Annotated in this window: 14 protein-coding genes; 12 read left to right on the forward strand and 2 right to left on the reverse strand. The window is 36.5% G+C overall.

The annotated features are described in order from the left end of the window. The first annotated feature begins 3 nt into the window (after nt 1-3). The 10 genes from ccoO (at nt 4) to ttcA (ending at nt 9,080) form a co-directional block, all read left to right on the forward strand. On the forward strand, nt 4-648 hold the full coding sequence (ccoO, locus tag Q0940_RS00060; protein ID WP_105052772.1) for a cytochrome-c oxidase, cbb3-type subunit II: 645 nt from the start codon (nt 4-6) through the stop codon (nt 646-648). A gap of 9 nt (nt 649-657) precedes the next feature. Then, nucleotides 658-843 (forward strand): cbb3-type cytochrome c oxidase subunit 3, encoded by a 186-nt coding sequence (locus Q0940_RS00065; protein WP_105052773.1) that lies wholly within the window; start codon nt 658-660, stop codon nt 841-843. After that, nucleotides 836-1,897, forward strand: coding sequence for a cytochrome-c oxidase, cbb3-type subunit III (gene ccoP, locus Q0940_RS00070; RefSeq protein ID WP_299262412.1), 1,062 nt, complete (start codon nt 836-838; stop codon nt 1,895-1,897). Before Q0940_RS00065 ends, ccoP begins: the two co-directional genes overlap by 8 nt. Nucleotides 1,898-2,118: 221 nt before the next feature. Next, complete coding sequence (locus tag Q0940_RS00075) at nt 2,119-2,583, forward strand: FixH family protein (protein WP_299262414.1); 465 nt, start codon at nt 2,119-2,121, stop codon at nt 2,581-2,583. A 5-nt stretch (nt 2,584-2,588) separates the two neighbouring features. Beyond that, a complete protein-coding gene (locus tag Q0940_RS00080) occupies nt 2,589-5,111 on the forward strand; it encodes a heavy metal translocating P-type ATPase (protein WP_299262416.1) in 2,523 nt (840 codons plus the stop codon). 6 nt (nt 5,112-5,117) lie between these two features. Further along, nucleotides 5,118-5,297, forward strand: a complete 180-nt coding sequence (ccoS, locus tag Q0940_RS00085) for a cbb3-type cytochrome oxidase assembly protein CcoS (RefSeq protein WP_299262419.1) — start codon at nt 5,118-5,120, stop codon at nt 5,295-5,297. A gap of 5 nt (nt 5,298-5,302) precedes the next feature. Further along, on the forward strand, nt 5,303-5,983 hold the full coding sequence (locus Q0940_RS00090) for a sulfite exporter TauE/SafE family protein (RefSeq protein ID WP_299262422.1): 681 nt from the start codon (nt 5,303-5,305) through the stop codon (nt 5,981-5,983). A gap of 18 nt (nt 5,984-6,001) precedes the next feature. Next, complete coding sequence (fnr, locus tag Q0940_RS00095) at nt 6,002-6,721, forward strand: fumarate/nitrate reduction transcriptional regulator Fnr (RefSeq protein ID WP_299262425.1); 720 nt, start codon at nt 6,002-6,004, stop codon at nt 6,719-6,721. Nucleotides 6,722-6,815: 94 nt separating this feature from the next. Next, nucleotides 6,816-7,745 (forward strand): universal stress protein UspE, encoded by a 930-nt coding sequence (gene uspE, locus Q0940_RS00100; protein WP_299262427.1) that lies wholly within the window; start codon nt 6,816-6,818, stop codon nt 7,743-7,745. A 420-nt stretch (nt 7,746-8,165) separates the two neighbouring features. Then, nucleotides 8,166-9,080, forward strand: coding sequence for a tRNA 2-thiocytidine(32) synthetase TtcA (gene ttcA / locus Q0940_RS00105; protein WP_299262430.1), 915 nt, complete (start codon nt 8,166-8,168; stop codon nt 9,078-9,080). Between the two features lie 144 nt (nt 9,081-9,224). On the opposite strand, the gene glnS is transcribed toward ttcA, so the two are convergent. Further along, nucleotides 9,225-10,895, reverse strand: a complete 1,671-nt coding sequence (gene glnS, locus Q0940_RS00110) for a glutamine--tRNA ligase (protein WP_299262433.1) — start codon at nt 10,893-10,895, stop codon at nt 9,225-9,227. A gap of 376 nt (nt 10,896-11,271) precedes the next feature. On the opposite strand from glnS, the gene Q0940_RS00115 reads away from it, so the two are divergent. Together Q0940_RS00115 and Q0940_RS00120 are read left to right on the forward strand one after the other, a co-directional pair. Then, nucleotides 11,272-12,048 (forward strand): DUF2884 family protein, encoded by a 777-nt coding sequence (locus Q0940_RS00115; protein ID WP_299262436.1) that lies wholly within the window; start codon nt 11,272-11,274, stop codon nt 12,046-12,048. Nucleotides 12,049-12,168: 120 nt separating this feature from the next. After that, nucleotides 12,169-13,014: a DUF2884 family protein gene (locus Q0940_RS00120; protein WP_299262439.1), complete on the forward strand. Its 846-nt coding sequence runs from the start codon at nt 12,169-12,171 to the stop codon at nt 13,012-13,014. Nucleotides 13,015-13,165: 151 nt separating this feature from the next. On the opposite strand, the gene Q0940_RS00125 is transcribed toward Q0940_RS00120, so the two are convergent. After that, nucleotides 13,166-16,246: an FAD-binding and (Fe-S)-binding domain-containing protein gene (locus Q0940_RS00125; RefSeq protein WP_299262442.1), complete on the reverse strand. Its 3,081-nt coding sequence runs from the start codon at nt 16,244-16,246 to the stop codon at nt 13,166-13,168. Nucleotides 16,247-16,437: the final 191 nt, after the last annotated feature.

Below are 16,437 nucleotides of genomic sequence, written 5' to 3' on the forward strand. Positions count from 1 at the left end.
GATATGGCTAATCATCACGAGAAGATTGAAAAAAGCGTTACCCTAATGGCCATCCTTACGGTTGTTGCGATTAGTTTTGGTGCGCTAGTAGAAATTACACCATTGATGTTCCAAAAAGATACAACAGAACCTGTTAAAGGCATGCGTGCCTTAACAGCGTTAGAAATGGAAGGTCGTGACATTTATATACGTGAAGGTTGTAATAACTGTCACAGCCAAATGATCCGTCCATTCCGTGCTGAAGTTGAACGTTACGGTCATTATTCTGTTGCCGGTGAATCTGTTTGGGATCACCCTTTCCTTTGGGGTTCAAAACGAACTGGGCCTGATTTAGCCCGTGTTGGTCAACGTTATAGTGACGACTGGCATTACGCACATTTATTAGATCCACGTTCGGTTGTTCCTCAATCAAACATGCCATCTTTTAAATGGTTAGATGAAGCAGTTTTAGACGGTGAAATCATCGGTAAGAAACTAGAAACATTTAACTGGCTAACTAAAGGTAAAACCCATAAAGATGAAGCTGGAAACTATATTCCATTGTATACAGCTGAAGAAATAGCGGGCGCTCAAGAGGCTGTTGCAGGTAAAACTGAAATGCAGGCTTTAATCGCTTATTTACAACAACTTGGCACTCACCTTAAGTAAGTAATGAATATGGATTATGGTACGTATCAAGGCGTTCATACGCTAATATTAATGGTTTTGTTTTTCGTAATCGTTTACTGGGCATACAGTAAAAGTCGTAAAAGTAAGTTTGACGACATTGCCCAATCTATCTTAAATGATGATGACTTAAACGATGATCCTAATGTGAAGGAGCAAAAAAATGGTAATGACTGAATTTTGGCATTGGTGGGTAATACTATTAACTAGTATTTCTCTTATCGGTTGTTTCTGGATTATAACAGTTAATCTTAAGAACTATGCTGGTGTCCCTGAAGGCGAATCTATGGGGCATGAGTTTGATGGCATAGAAGAGCTTAATAACCCGTTGCCTAAGTGGTGGACATATATGTTCTACTTCATATTAGTATGGGCAATTGGTTACTTAATCTTAATGCCTGGTATGGGTAATTGGGAAGGTTTACTAGGTTGGAAAAGTTCTAACCAAGGTATAGTTTCTATTGAAGAATCTAGAGCATTATCAGCTAAAGCAATAGATGAAGGCTTATTGGTTCAGTTTGACCAAGAAGTCAAACATGCCGACGAAGTTTACGGTCCATTGTTTAAAGGTATGGCTGATAAACCAATTCTTGATCTAGCTTATTCAGATGGTTTATGTTTTGAAAAAAATGATGGTAAATATTCTGAAATAGCTTGTGTGGATGAAGCTAAACAACCTCAAGGTGTTCTTGAAGTTGAACCATACAAAGTTGGACAACGTTTATTCTTACAAAACTGTGCTTTATGTCATGGCTCTGATGCTCGTGGTTCAACTGGTTTCCCTAACTTAACTGATAATGATTGGTTGTACGGTGGTACACCTGAAAAAATTAAAGAAACACTGATGCACGGTCGTGTAGCGACAGGTATGGCAGCTTGGGGACCAGCTTTAGGTGGTGAACAAGGTGTTCAGGAAGTAGCTCAGTACGTACTTAAATTAGCGGGGCGTAAAGTTAACGACAAAATGGCAGATGCAGGTAAAGCTAAATTTGCCCTATGTGCAGCTTGTCACGGTGCAAATGGTAAAGGTGGCGTAGCGAATGGTTTAGCTACCGGCGCGCCTAATTTAACCGATAATATTTGGTTATATGGTGGTTCGAAACGTGCGGTTGAAGAATCCATCCGTAATGGTCGTGCTGGTGTCATGCCCGCTTGGAAAGATGTATTAGGTGAAGATAAAGTACACGTGATCTCAAGTTACGTTTACCGAATATCCCATCCAAAAAAATAGGTAAACATTAGAAAAAAGTCTCTTCGGAGACTTTTTTTATTCCCTATGTATTTTTATACATTATAAATAAGTCAGCTTCCGTTGTGAGTATCAATACTTAATATTCAAAATGTATTGTCGTTTTATAAATAAAATAATTTATTAAGTTTTTTTCTTTATGAGTCGATGGTATCAGTTGTATTATTCAACTGATCTAGAGTAATAATTATTAGGTGGAATATATGAAATCTGAAAGTTGGTATCGAAATCCTTGGGTTTGGCTGATCATCGCTTTACCTATGTCAGCTGTTATTGGTGGTATTGCTACCATTATCATAACCAATAAACACCAACCAGATATGGTTGTAGATGACTATTACAAGAAAGGTAAAGCTATTAACCAAGAGTTAACTTTATATGATAATGCGCTAAAACTGGGCATTACATTAGAAGTTAAAGTTAATGAGCACCGTATTGAAGTAAAGTCACCAATGGAATTTACCGCGTTAAAAGTAAAAATGATCCACTCTACGTTAGCGGAACAAGATTTTGATTTGGTATTAACACCTAATGCTGTAAGTACATTATCCTCATCAATAGAGACAATCATGCCAGGAAAGTGGAAAATAATTGTTATGCCAATGGATAATTCATGGAAAGTTAGAAAAACCGTAGCATTGCCTAATACAACATGGATGGCATTCTAAACTAAATGTCTAAGACTGCAGCCTGTTACCATTGTGGTAACGATTTACCTTTAAATCAGACACCTATCATTGCTGATGTACATCAACCTAATAAGGATGAAGCACATTATGAGGTATGTTGTTTAGGCTGTAAGTCGGTTACCGAACATATATATAACAATGGTTTAGGCACGTATTATCAGTTCCGTTCTGATATGGCATCAAAACCTGAAGAAGATATCACCGACGAACGCTATTTAGTATTTGATGACATTGGCTTTCTTGAACAAATATCTTCTGAAATTCCTTCCAAAGATCCAAATACGACGAATATAAGAAAAGTTATTTTATCTGTTGATAATATCCACTGTGCGGCCTGTGCTTGGTTAATTGAACAATCTTTACTTGTATTAACCGGCGTGCAAAAAGTTAACGTCAATACCATCAACCAAAGAGCAGAAATCTACTGGGATAATTCTCAACTAGCCTTATCAGCTATTTTAACTAGATTAAGCGCTATTGGTTATCCGTCGTCACCATTTAACGTGACAGACACAGAAAACAAAATTAAACGCCAAGAAAAACAATACATCAAACGTTTAGGTGTGGCTGGTTTGTTTACCATGCAAGTGATGATGTTGGCTTTTGCTATGTATTTTGGCGCATTTACCAATATGGAGTCTTACCAAGTTGGGTATTTCAAATGGCTCAGCTTGTTGTTATCTATCCCCGTTGTATTTTATTCTGCCCTGCCATTTTTGTTTGGCTGTTATTATTCATTAAAAGCCAAAAGACTTAATATGGATGTGCCTGTGGCCTTTGCCATTTACGGTGCTTTTTTTGCCAGCTTTTATCAGTTGTTAATTAATGGATTGGACGGTGACAAAGGCGAAGTCTTTTTTGAAAGTATTTCCATGTTCACCTTTTTGCTGTTGATTGGTAAATACCTAGAATTTAAAGCTAAAAGCAAAGCCATATTATCCAACGCAAACTTAAATAAAAACATTCCAATCACGGTTAATAAGCTAGTTAATGGCGAGCCGGTTGTTGAGTTAGTTAAGAATATCAAACTGGGCGACTTAGTATTAGTAAAGCCTGGTCAAAATATTGCGATTGACGGTGTTATTGTTGACGGTATTACCAGCGTGAATGAGTCAGTATTAAATGGTGAATTTGAACCAATCAGTAAATGTGTTGGCGATAGTGTATTAGCTGGCAGTATCAATACTGACGGAGTTATTACCGTTGAAGTTAATGCCATAGGTGAGCAAACTACCCTATCTAAAATTGGTCACTTACAAGAAGAGTTCTCGCGCCATAAACCTGTTTATACTCAATTTGCTGACAAAATCGCCCATTGGTTTGTGTTTAGTCAGTTAATATTGGCAGTGCTTACCTATGTGATTTGGATGTTTGTGCGACCAGAGGATGCCCTTTGGGTTAGTTTGTCAGTATTAGTAGCCACCTGCCCTTGTGCATTGAGCCTAGCTACGCCAACAGCTTACACTTGTGTTATCTCGGCATTAAATAAACAAGGGATTTTAATTAAAGATCCACAAGCTTTTGATAAATTAAATCACTTAACCCATGTTTGTTTTGATAAAACGGGTACGTTAACCAAAGGGCGATTTGAAATTCAGCAATCACATTACGATGAAGATAAGTTGAGTTCATTAGATTTAGATAAAGCCACGTTAAAACTCATGGTCATTCAATTGCAAAAACGTTCTGAGCACCCTATCGCTCAGGCTTTCTCTCAAGTTAGCTTATTTAGTGACGATGAAATCAACGATTACTTAAATTTAAATAAAACATTATTTAATCGAGCCGATTTAACTGATATAACTGCGGTTGTTGGCTCTGGTATTCAAGGTGTATATTTAGCTAATGAAATAAAAATTGGCAGCGCTCAATTTTGTCAAACAGAGCAAAGTTCAAACTCTGCAAAGCAACAACAGGCAAACGTCTTTGTTAGTTTTAATGGAGTTGTTGTGGCTGAGTTTTACGTGTCCGATCAACTTAAAGCCGAATCAATTCAAGTTTTACAGCAGCTTAAAGGTAACAAACTGCATTTAGCTATGTTAACAGGCGATTCTTCAGAGCAAGGCGTAAGCTTAGCGAAAAGATTAGGTTTTGATACCTATAAAACGGGAGTTTCACCAGAACAAAAAGCGCTATACGTTAGCAATATTCAGCAAGAGTCAAAAGAAAATCTAGTGCTGATGGTTGGGGATGGTATTAACGACTCCCCTGTTTTTGCAGCAGCTGATATTAGTATCGCTATGGGCGATGGCGCAGATGTCACTAAATACGCCGCCGATATTATTATTTTAAAAGGTAATTTAAATGCGATTACCTCTTTGGTTAATGCTGCAAAACAAACCAGGAAAACAATTAAATCGAACTTATATTGGTCGCTGATTTATAACTTAGTTATATTACCAGTCGCTATGTTTGGCTTAGTGGCACCTTATATTGCTGTTATTGGCATGTCTGCAAGTTCCATATTAGTGGTGACGAATTCGTTACGCTTATTAAAGGTTAAATAGATTTATATGAATGTTATTTATTACTTAATTCCAGTGGCAATTTTGTTTGTAATTGTCGGTGTTATCGCCTTTTTTTGGGCAACTAAAACAGAACAATTTGATGATTTAGAAAAACATGGTTTGTCTATTTTAATGGATGACGACGAACTACCAGCTAAACAAGAAACTAAGCAAGATAATAGCTAATAATAATGACATTTCCGTTTGAGTATCTAATCCCGGCATTCTTAATGGGCTTTCTTGGTAGCGGTCATTGCATTGCTATGTGCGGATCATTATCAATGGCTCTTGGGTTTTCTGTCCCAAAAGAAAAGTCGTTTTTACTCTACTCCATTTTGATCAGTATCGGTCGAGTGTTTGGTTATGGCTTGATTGGCTTTGTCGTTAACTTTTTTGCTCAGTCTGTAGTGAGTATTACTCAAGGTGGCGTGTTATATCTTACGCTATTCTCTTCTATTTTAATGTTTGGCATTGGCTTACATATCGCTAATATCAATAGCTTTGTGCTTAAAACTGAATTTATTGGTAAGTGGTTTCAGCCATTTATTGACCCAATTAAGTCTAAAATTCTGCCAATAGACTCCATGCTTAAATGCTTGTTATACGGTTTATTTTGGGGCTTTTTACCTTGTGGTTTAGTTTATACCGCATTAAGCCTAGCGTTAACATCCCCAACACCATTGACAGGATTTTCAGTTATGCTAGTTTTTGGTTTAGGGACATTACCAACCTTAGTTGGAATGACCTTAATCAATGCTAAATTAAATAGTATTTTGAATCATAGTTATGTTAGGTTTGTTTTAGGTAGTAGTGTAATTTTAATGGCTGTATGGCAATTTTATTTTGCCGTAAATCGAATATCTTTTTTCTAGTTTTATAGCGAGTCACTTATGTCTTCAACTCAATGCACTAACAAAAGTTTTAGTTTAAATTGTGCAAACTGCAGTTTAAATCAACTCTGTATTCCGTTTTCTTTAGATGAAACCGAGTTGCGTAAGTTAGATGATGTTATTGAACGTAAAAAACCATTCCATAAAAACGATTGCATGGTAGAAGCTGGACAAACGTTTACCTCTTTATATGCAATACGCTCAGGCAGTTTTAAATCCTACTTAGTTGATGACCAGGGTGTTGAGCAAGTAACTGGATTTCATTTACCTGGTGACGTTATTGGCTTTGATGGATTAGCAAAACTAAAACATCAAACCTATTGCCAGGCATTAGAAACGTCTATGGTGTGTGAAATTCCATATACCACTATGGATGAGCTTGTTGAGAAAATGCCCAAGCTACGTAGTCAGTTTACTCGTTTAATGAGCAGTGAAATATCGGCTGATCAAAATATGTTTATGCTGTTAAATAAAAAGACGGCAGATCAACGCATTGCGGCTTTTCTAGCAAGTATGTCTGATCGGTTCTCTGAGCGAGGTTTATCTAAAAGCTCATTTAGATTAACCATGACCCGAGGCGAAATCGGTAATTACCTAGGCTTAACAGTAGAAACCGTTAGCCGTATTTTTAGTAAATTCCAAAAAGCTGGTTTTATCCACGTTGATGGTAAATTAATAGAGATTAACGACGTAGAAAAATTTAGACGATTAGAAAATTAATTAGCTATTAACTGAACAAAACATGATTTACAACAAAACTTATTACATTAACTACACTTATCATATACATATAAATTAATGGAAGGTGAATGATATGAGTCACTTTAATAAAGTATTAGTCGTAATCGATCCCACTGAACAAAAGCATAAAGCACTATCCCGTGCATTGGAAATATCAGAAAAACAACCTTGTGACATAACCGTCTTTTTAACTATTTTTGATTTTTCGTATGAGATGACAACTATGTTATCTAGCGAAGAACGAGACTTAATGCGAAATGCAGTCTTAGACGATAAAAAGCAATGGTTAAATCAACTACTCAAAGAAACTGATAAAGACTGCAGCCGAATCACAACGGAAGTCGTTTGGCATAATCGCCCTTATGAAAGTATTATTCTTGCAGCCATTGAAGGTCAGTTTGATCTAGTGATGAAAAGTACGCATAAACACGATACGTTAAAATCAGTTATTTTTACTCCTACCGATTGGCATTTATTAAGAAAGTGCCCTTGCCCAGTTTTACTCGTTAAAGATCATGCTTGGCCTAAAGACAGTAAAGTATTAGCAGCAGTTAGCGCGGTAACGGATGATAACAGCCATGAATTGCTTAACTACGAGATAATCAATTATGCATGTTTTATGTCCAGTATACTGCAGTCTGAAACTCATTTGATTAATGCGTATCCGCCTACGCCAATGAATATTGCAGTAGAAATTCCAGAGTTTGATACTGTGCAATATAATGAAAGTATGAAACGTCATCATAAAGAAGCGTTAGCTAAATTGGCGTTAGACTTTGATATTGAAGAAGACAAGACCCATGTAATTGAAGGTTTACCAGAAGATGTTATTCCAGAAGTTTCACTGTTATTAGATGCAGAGCTTGTGGTTATTGGAACCGTTGGCCGCACAGGAATTAGTGCAGCGCTAATTGGCAATACGGCTGAACACGTTATAGATAACTTAAATTGTGACTTGTTAGCGTTAAAGCCACCTGGCTTTGTTAGTCCAATAAAAGCATAACCGTCAAACTCTTAAATAACTAGAAACCGCTGTTTGTTTACGTTGAAATTAATCTGACAATGTAAATTAGCGGTTTCTTTGTGTCTGTAACGACATTATAATGCGCGGCTTATATCAATTGGCTCATTGCTATTGATGGGTAATACCAATTTTATTAAATATTTAATCACTCAGTGGGAACTAAAAAGCATTAAGACAATGAACAAGAGCGAAGGCATAGTTGTTCTACGTCAAAATCTTGTGAAGCAGTATTAATGCTTTTTAGACCCATCGAAGACGCCATTCAGAGCTTCTATTTCTTTGTTGTTCGAATTTGAAAGACGTCCAGTATTACTGCATTCAAACGCCTCGAACTAAAAGCTCTGACATGGCGCTGAATGACTAAATATTTAATAAAATTGGTATAATTTGAGAGGCAGCATGGCAACATCTTTAGAAGCAAAACAAAAACATAACTTTAATAAACTAGAAAAACGAATTCGTCGTCAAGTTGGCCAAGCTATTGGTGATTACAACATGATAGAAGACGGCGATCGTGTGATGGTTTGCTTATCTGGTGGTAAAGACAGTTACACCATGTTAGATATTTTGATGAGCTTACAAAAGGCTGCGCCAATTAAATTCGAATTAGTTGCTGTGAATTTGGACCAGAAACAACCCGGTTTTCCAGATCATATTTTACCTAAATACCTTGAAGAACTCGGGGTCACATACCAAATTGTTACCGAAGACACTTATTCTATTGTTAAAGAGAAAACTCCGGAAGGAAAAACCACCTGTTCATTATGTTCTAGGTTACGCCGAGGTATTTTATATCGTACCGCTAAAGAGTTAGGTGCCACTAAAATTGCCTTAGGTCATCATAGAGACGATATTATTGAAACGCTATTTTTGAACATGTTTCACGGTGGAAAACTTAAGTCTATGCCGCCTAAGTTAAAAAGCGATAATAATGAACATGTCATTATTCGCCCTCTTGCTTACGCCAAAGAAAAAGAGATTGAACAGTTTTCACAAATGAAAGGCTTCCCTATTATTCCATGTAATTTATGTGGTTCGCAGGAAAACCTAGAACGTCAAAACATTAAAAAAATGTTAAACGATTGGGATCAGCAATTCCCTGGGCGTATTGAAAGTATGTTTAGTGCGATAAAAAATGTGGTTCCAAGCCATTTGGCCGACACAGAGTTATTTGACTTTAAAACGTTAAGCCAAGATGTTGAAGAAGGCGATGTGGCCTTTGATACCCCAGAAATTACTAAGTTTGTTGATGCCGATGTAACAGCTGAAACAGAAGCTAATGAAACAACAGTAAACGTTATTGAGTTAGTTTAATCTGGCTAACTTAGGTAAACCGCTATCAAAAACGATATCAATAAAATCTAGCCATAAAAAAACCTAAACATTTGTTTAGGTTTTTTATTATCTAAGCTAATAAATCTAAGCATTTACTGCTTGAGAGTGGATATTAACGAATGCTTATTTAGACTCGTTATTAGTCCAAGTATCTCTAAGACCTACCGTTTTATTAAATATCAATTTACCGTCTGCATTCTTATTGCCGTCAAAGCAAAAATAACCCAAACGTTCAAATTGGAAACCTTGTTGTGCTTTAGCTTCTAGTAAACTTGGCTCAATAAAGCCTTGTGTAATAACTAAAGAGTCAGGGTTTAATACCGTAGTGAAATCTTCAACTGCGGCCGGATTAGCAACCGTAAACATGCGATCGTAATTTCTGATCTCAGCTTCAACACCGTGTGATGCAGAAACCCAATGAATAACGCCTTTCGCTTTACGGCCATCAGCCGGTAACTTACCTAACGTGGTTTCATCATAAGTACAGTAAATCGTAGTGATATTACCTTGTTCATCTTTGTCACAACGTTCAGCTTTAATAAAATAAGCGTTACGTAAACGAACTTCTTTACCGATAACTAAACGTTTGTATTTTTTATTGGCTTCTTCACGGAAGTCTTCACGCTCAATATAAACGACTTTGCTAAATGGTAACTTACGCGTTCCCATGCTTTCATCACTTGGGTGATTTGGCGCGTCTAACCATTCAATATGATCATCTGGTAAGTTCTCGATAACCAATTTAATTGGGTCAACAACGGCCATCGCACGTGGAGCACTTTCGTTTAAGTCTTCGCGGATACAGGCTTCTAACACGCCCATTTCAATGGTGTTTTCCATTTTAGTAACACCAATGCGCTTACAAAACTCCTGAATAGCGCCTGGGGTGTAACCTCTGCGTCTTAAACCTGCAATGGTTGGCATTCTAGGATCATCCCAACCTTGTACGTGATTTTCAGTTACAAGAGCATTTAACTTACGTTTACTCATCATAGTGTATTCAAGATTTAATCTTGAAAACTCATATTGATATGGGCGAGTTTCAATAGAGATATTATCCAATACCCAATCGTATAAACGACGATTGTCTTGGAACTCTAGAGTACATAAAGAATGCGTAATGCCTTCAATCGCATCAGAAATACAATGCGTGAAGTCATACATAGGGTAAATACACCATTTGTCACCAGTTTGGTGATGGTGAGCAAAACGAACACGATAAATAACAGGATCACGCATACACATGAAGCTAGATGACATATCAATTTTAGCGCGTAAACAACACTCACCGTCTTTGTATTTACCATCACGCATGTCATGGAATAATTGTAAGTTCTCTTCAGCCGACGTCTCTCTGTAAGGACTGTTTGTGCCTGCTGATGTCAACGTACCACGCATTTCGCGCATGGTTTCTTGATTTGAAAACTCAACATAAGCTAAACCTTTGTTGATCAGCTCTTCTGCATAAGCAAATAGTTGGTCAAAATAGTTTGATGAATAACAAACTTCACCACTCCACTCAAAACCTAACCAGCTAACGTCATTTTTAATGGCATTAACATAATCAATGTCTTCTTTTTCTGGATTGGTATCATCAAAACGAAGGTTACATAAACCTTTGTAATCTCTAGCAATACCAAAATTCAATACGATTGATTTTGCATGCCCTATATGAAGATAACCATTAGGCTCAGGAGGAAAACGAGTATGAGTTGTAGGGTATTTTCCTGCCGCTAAATCGGCGTCTATGATATTTCTAATAAAATTAGATGGACGATTCTCTGCATCCGCCATTTATAAAACCTTTTAAACAATTTAATTGGCGCGAGTATATCATTTACATTTAAGGTTTTTCCAAGTTTAAATAGATAAATTATTGATTTAATTGCTATATCAATTTATTAAAGCTTAATTATTGTTTTTATAGGACTTTTACTTTGATCTTTTATTGACTCAAACAATCAATTTAAAAACTAAATATTGGTTAATTTAACTAAATAGAAGTCTTTTAATTTCATCAAAAATAACAATTTAAATTTAAATTATTGTATTTAAAGGTAAATATAGTTGGCACTGTATTTGTTAACTAAATAACAAACTAGTTAAATAATAAATGGTATAACGCCATTAAATTTAATAATTTAATACAATTTCTGTTGGAGAATATTGAATGAACACGTCAAAAAATAAAACAGCATTATCGTTATTCGTTTCTGCCCTACTTTTAATGAATGTTTCTAATGCATTTGCCCATGATGATCATGAAAATCAATGTAACCTATCGCTAAATAACGACTTATCAGTTACTCCAGAACATATCCGTATTCTCGAAGATAATGAAACCCTGGTCGATATTTATAAAGACAATATTTTGTTCATTAAAGGTGAACAAATGCAGCTCAATGACAAACAACAAAAAATGATCCTAGAGTATTCAACGTCCATTCGTAGTGCGCTTCCAGAGGTAACTGAGATTGCTATAGAAGCGGTTGGACTTGCATTTGAAGGTTTAAATGCTGCATTTGGCGAAACGATTGATATGCAAGAAAATGAAGAAAAGTTTCAGCAGCTACAACAAAAAATAAAGAACAAGTACAAAGATACCAATGGTAGTTACTTTATTCGTGATGGTGACTTTAATGTTGATATAGATGATGAAGGAATTGACGATTTAGTTGAAGAAATTCTAGAAGATATGGTGCCTAACATTGTAGGTGGTGTGTTATCAAGTATCGGTAAAGCTATCGCATCCGGCGATGATGTAGATACAGAATTTGACGATATTGGCGATAAAGTAGAACAAGAAATAGAAGCAAAATCTGACGCTATTGAAATGAAAGCTACTGCATTTTGCAATAAGATGAAAGACCTTGATAAGTTAGAGCAAAAACTAATAGACAGTAACTCTGACTTTAAAGATTTAGATTTGTTAGAAATAGATCACTAACCTATTTATTATAAAAATCGCACTTTAAATATACGGCTTGGTTTTCAATAGTAGTTTTGTTATAAGCTACTGTATGTAAATATAATTTCACCTAAACAACATTTTATTGGAGAATGTTTAATGAATATTTTAAGCCGTAAAACCACGAGTTCTACTTTACCTTGTATCTTACTTGCGGGGTTATTTTTTAGCAGCTCAACAGTGATGGCCAGTGATTACGATAACGATCAATGTAACTTATCGATAAAAAATGACTTATCCGTTACGCCTGAACATATCCGTATCCTTAAAGGTGATGAAACCTTAGTTGAAATTTATCAAGATAAAAGTTTATTTATCAAAGGTGAAGACATAAGCCTTAGTAATGAACAACAAAAAATGCTCATTGAATACGCCACCTCTATTCGTAACGTAATACCAGAACAAGTAGAAATGTCGATAGAAGCAGTTGGCCTTATGCGTGAAACTTTTAAGGCTGAATTTGGGCCATTGATTGATATCGAAGAAACTGACAAGAAGTTCACTGAGGTACAACAAGAAATTAGGAATGAATCCGTTGATAAAATTGACAGTTATTTTATTAAGAAAGGAGAGTTTTCAGTTACTTGGGGAGATGAAAAAGCAGACGACGATGGTGGAAGTATTGGGGACTTCATTGATGTAATGGTTGAAGATATGTTACCTGGTCTTATGTCGAGTTTCAGTGAACCTACTATTGATGATTCTAGTATTGATATGGGAAATGATCTTTCAGGGCTACTTGGAGATTTTGACGAGGTTGAAAGTAAGGCTGAACAAGAATTAGAAGAGAAATCTAAGTTGTTTGAAATGAGATTCGAAGTGTACTGCAAAAAAATGGAACAAACTGATAAGTTAGAGCAAAAGTTAATTGACAGTAACTCTGAATTTACAGATTTAGATTTACTAGACTTAGGGAAAATAATCAAAGCAACTAACATGCTTTAGCTAGTACATATTAGCTCTGACAAAATCGGGTAATTCAACTTTTACTGGGGGACGTTATGTCCCCTTTCATTGTCTATTTTCATGCTCATCGTATGGAAACACTTAAAATTGACGAAAGTCCAAAAACTCCCTGTTAGACTTAGTCGTTTTGTTATTTAAACAATTCAGCCACTACCTGAATTGGATGTTTAAGTTTTTGGCTTTCATAACGTTTAACTTGGCTTCGACAAGAAAAACCTGTAACGAGTATTGGATTTTCATCTGCTTGTTGTAACGCAGGTTTCCAGCTTAGTGCATAAATGTCACTTGACGCTTGTTGGTTCTTGGCTTCATGGCCAAATGTCCCAGCCATACCACAACAACCTGTGTTAATAGGTTTAATATTCATATTTAACTTGCTGAAAATGGTTTGCCACTGAGTGTTTATATTTGGTAACACTGACTTTTCAGTACAGTGTGTCATTAAGTTAAACTGTTGAGTTTCATTGTTAGCAATGGTTGCTAGAGTATCTGATGACAAAGCAAAATCTTGTTGCCATAACCATTCACTTAACAAACTCACCTTGTAGTTCACCTTGTCAGCGCCTAAGGCTTCAATGTATTCATCTCGGTAAGCAAATACCAAAGATGCGTCCATTCCGACCATAGGGGTGTTGTACTTGGCTATTTTGTTGTAGAACACGCTAGCTTTTGAAGCTGTACGTTTAAATTTAGCTAAAAAGCCTTTTACGTGTGCAGGTTTACCGTTTTCTTTAAAGGGTAAAACAAAAGGCATAAACCCTAGCCCTTTTAATGCTGTTACCGTATCGAGCAATAACTGAGATTCATAAAAGCTAGTGAACGGGTCTTGTACAATGAAAACCGCTTTTGCTTGTTCAGACTCAGACAAGGCTTCTATCTTGTTTTTACTGAACTTAAACTCGTCTTTTAAGTTTGAATTTAAGTATTCACTAAACAAAGGAGCGTCCAAGTAGCCAACAATATTACGTGTTGCCCAAGCTGATACAGGATTGTTCATTATCAAATTACTTAGCTTTGGTGTTTTTGCTAAGGTTGGTAATAAATGCTCAATATTAGCCACCAGATAATCACTTAGCGGTCTGAAGTAACGTTGATGATACATGTCTAAAAACTTAGCTCTAAAACTTGGTACATCCACTTTAATTGGGCATGCAGTGCTACACGCTTTACAAGCTAAACAATTATCCATTGAGTGTTTTACTTCATGGCTGTAATCGTACACGCCCATTTTTGCACCTAAGCTTCTGAATGCTTTATATGGCAAGGTCATTAATTGGAATATGGTATCGCGTGACCGAATAAGCTGTTCGTTGGTAATACTTTCACCTTGGAGCCTAATCCACTCTCGCATTAGGTTCGCTCTACCTTTGGGAGAAAATGCACGGTCTTTTGAGTGCTTGTACGACGGACACATAGGACTGTTTACGTCGTAATTAAAACAAAGGCCATTACCATTACAATTTACCGTAGTTTCAAAATTTTCGACCACAGAAAGCGGAATTTGTTTATCAAAGTGCGCACGTTTAACACCATCAACAGATACTAGTTTATCGCTAGAATCAATTGGCGTACAAATCTTGCCTGGGTTTAATCGGTTACTTGGGTCAAAGCTGGTTTTAACTTTTCTCAGTTCGTTAAATAAGGTTTCCCCAAAAAATTCTGGACCATATTCACTTCTATAACCTCGGCCATGCTCGCCCCACATTAAACCTTTATATTTGGCTGTGAGCTTCACAACTTGATCGGAAACAACGCGAAGTAACTGTTCTTGTTTTGGGTCGCTTAAATCAAGTGCCGGTCTTACATGTAATACACCCGCATCAACATGACCAAACATACCGTAATCAAGTTCGTGACTGTCTAATAAAGCTCTAAATTCGGCAATAAAGTCTGCTAAATGTTCAGGTGGTACGGCAGTGTCTTCTACAAAGGCGATTGGTTTTTTAGTCGATTTAGCATTCCCTAATAAACCAACGGCCTTTTTGCGCATACCATAAATTTTGTTAATGGCGCTTAAGTCTTCAATTATTTGATACCCGATCACCCCATTTTCATTATTGTTAGCAATGAGAGCGTCTAAGCGTTTACATAGGTGTTGTATTTTTTGTTTTTGGTTTTCAGCATCTTCATCATTATATTCAACAATATTAAGACCATTCATGGTTTGATTTGGCACATCTGTGATCAAATCTGATACTGAATCCCAAACCACATCTTGTTTAGCTAAATTTAAAACCTTGGAGTCAACGGTTTCTACCGAAGTCGCATTAGCTTCAACTAAGAATGGTGAATTTCTAAGGGCTGAGTCAAAATTGTCGTATTTAACATTCACCATAGTTTTATATTTGGCGATTGGCGTAATGTTTAACTTAGCTTCAGTGATAAAGGCTAATGTACCTTCTGAGCCAGTAAGAATACGAGACAAGTTAAAACGGCTCATATCTTCATTAAACACGTGTTCAAGGTCGTAGCCTGTTAAGAATCGGTTAAGCCTAGGGAACGTGCTTAAAATGTTCTCTCTTTGATTGGTACAAGTATCCAGTACTTGTTTGTAGATGCCACTTAATGCGCTACTACCATTTGCTAACGCTTGAGCATCAACTACTGGCATGTCCATGGTGCATAACTTGTCGCCTGATATTGTTACCGCTTCTAATTCAAGAACATGGTCGCTGGTTTTACCGTAAACCAAAGAACCTTGCCCTGATGCATCGGTATTTACCATGCCGCCTATGGTTGCGCGGTTGGAGGTTGATAAATCTGGTGCAAAGAAAAAGCCATAAGGACGTAAAAAGTCGTTTAATTGATCTTTAATAACGCCCGTTTGTACCCTAACCCATTTCTGCTCTACGTTGATTTCTAATATCTCACGCATATGGCGCGACATATCAACAATTAAATGATCCGTTAATGATTGACCGTTCGTGCCTGTACCACCGCCTTTTGGCGAGAAACGTAATGACAGATATTTATCCTGATTGGCTAACTCAGTAAGCACCAAAATATCGTCAGTATTACGGGGAAATAAAATACCTTGTGGCAAAGCCTGATAGATACTGTTGTCGGTCGCTTGTGAAATACGGGCAGAATAAGACGTATCCATCTCGCCAGTAAAGCGAGAACCATTGGTTGCGGTGTACGTTTTTAGTTCCTTGCAGAATTTTGAAACCGTAACCGATACTATTTCTTGTTTTGTAATACGACGGATCATAGATAAATAGCTAAATAATTGAGTTATTAGGCGATTGATTATAACGAGAATTAAAATAAATGAAATTGATCTAATGACTTTAGTTATGCCATTTAAGTATTTATTTAAATTGAATTTAGCAAAGTCCACATTGAGGATCTCTAGTAGAAAACACAAATAGAATACGTTACACTACAAAATGTAGTAAATCA

The sequence above is a fragment of the uncultured Psychrosphaera sp. genome, assembly GCF_947500655.1.
GTDB lineage: Bacteria > Pseudomonadota > Gammaproteobacteria > Enterobacterales > Alteromonadaceae > Psychrosphaera.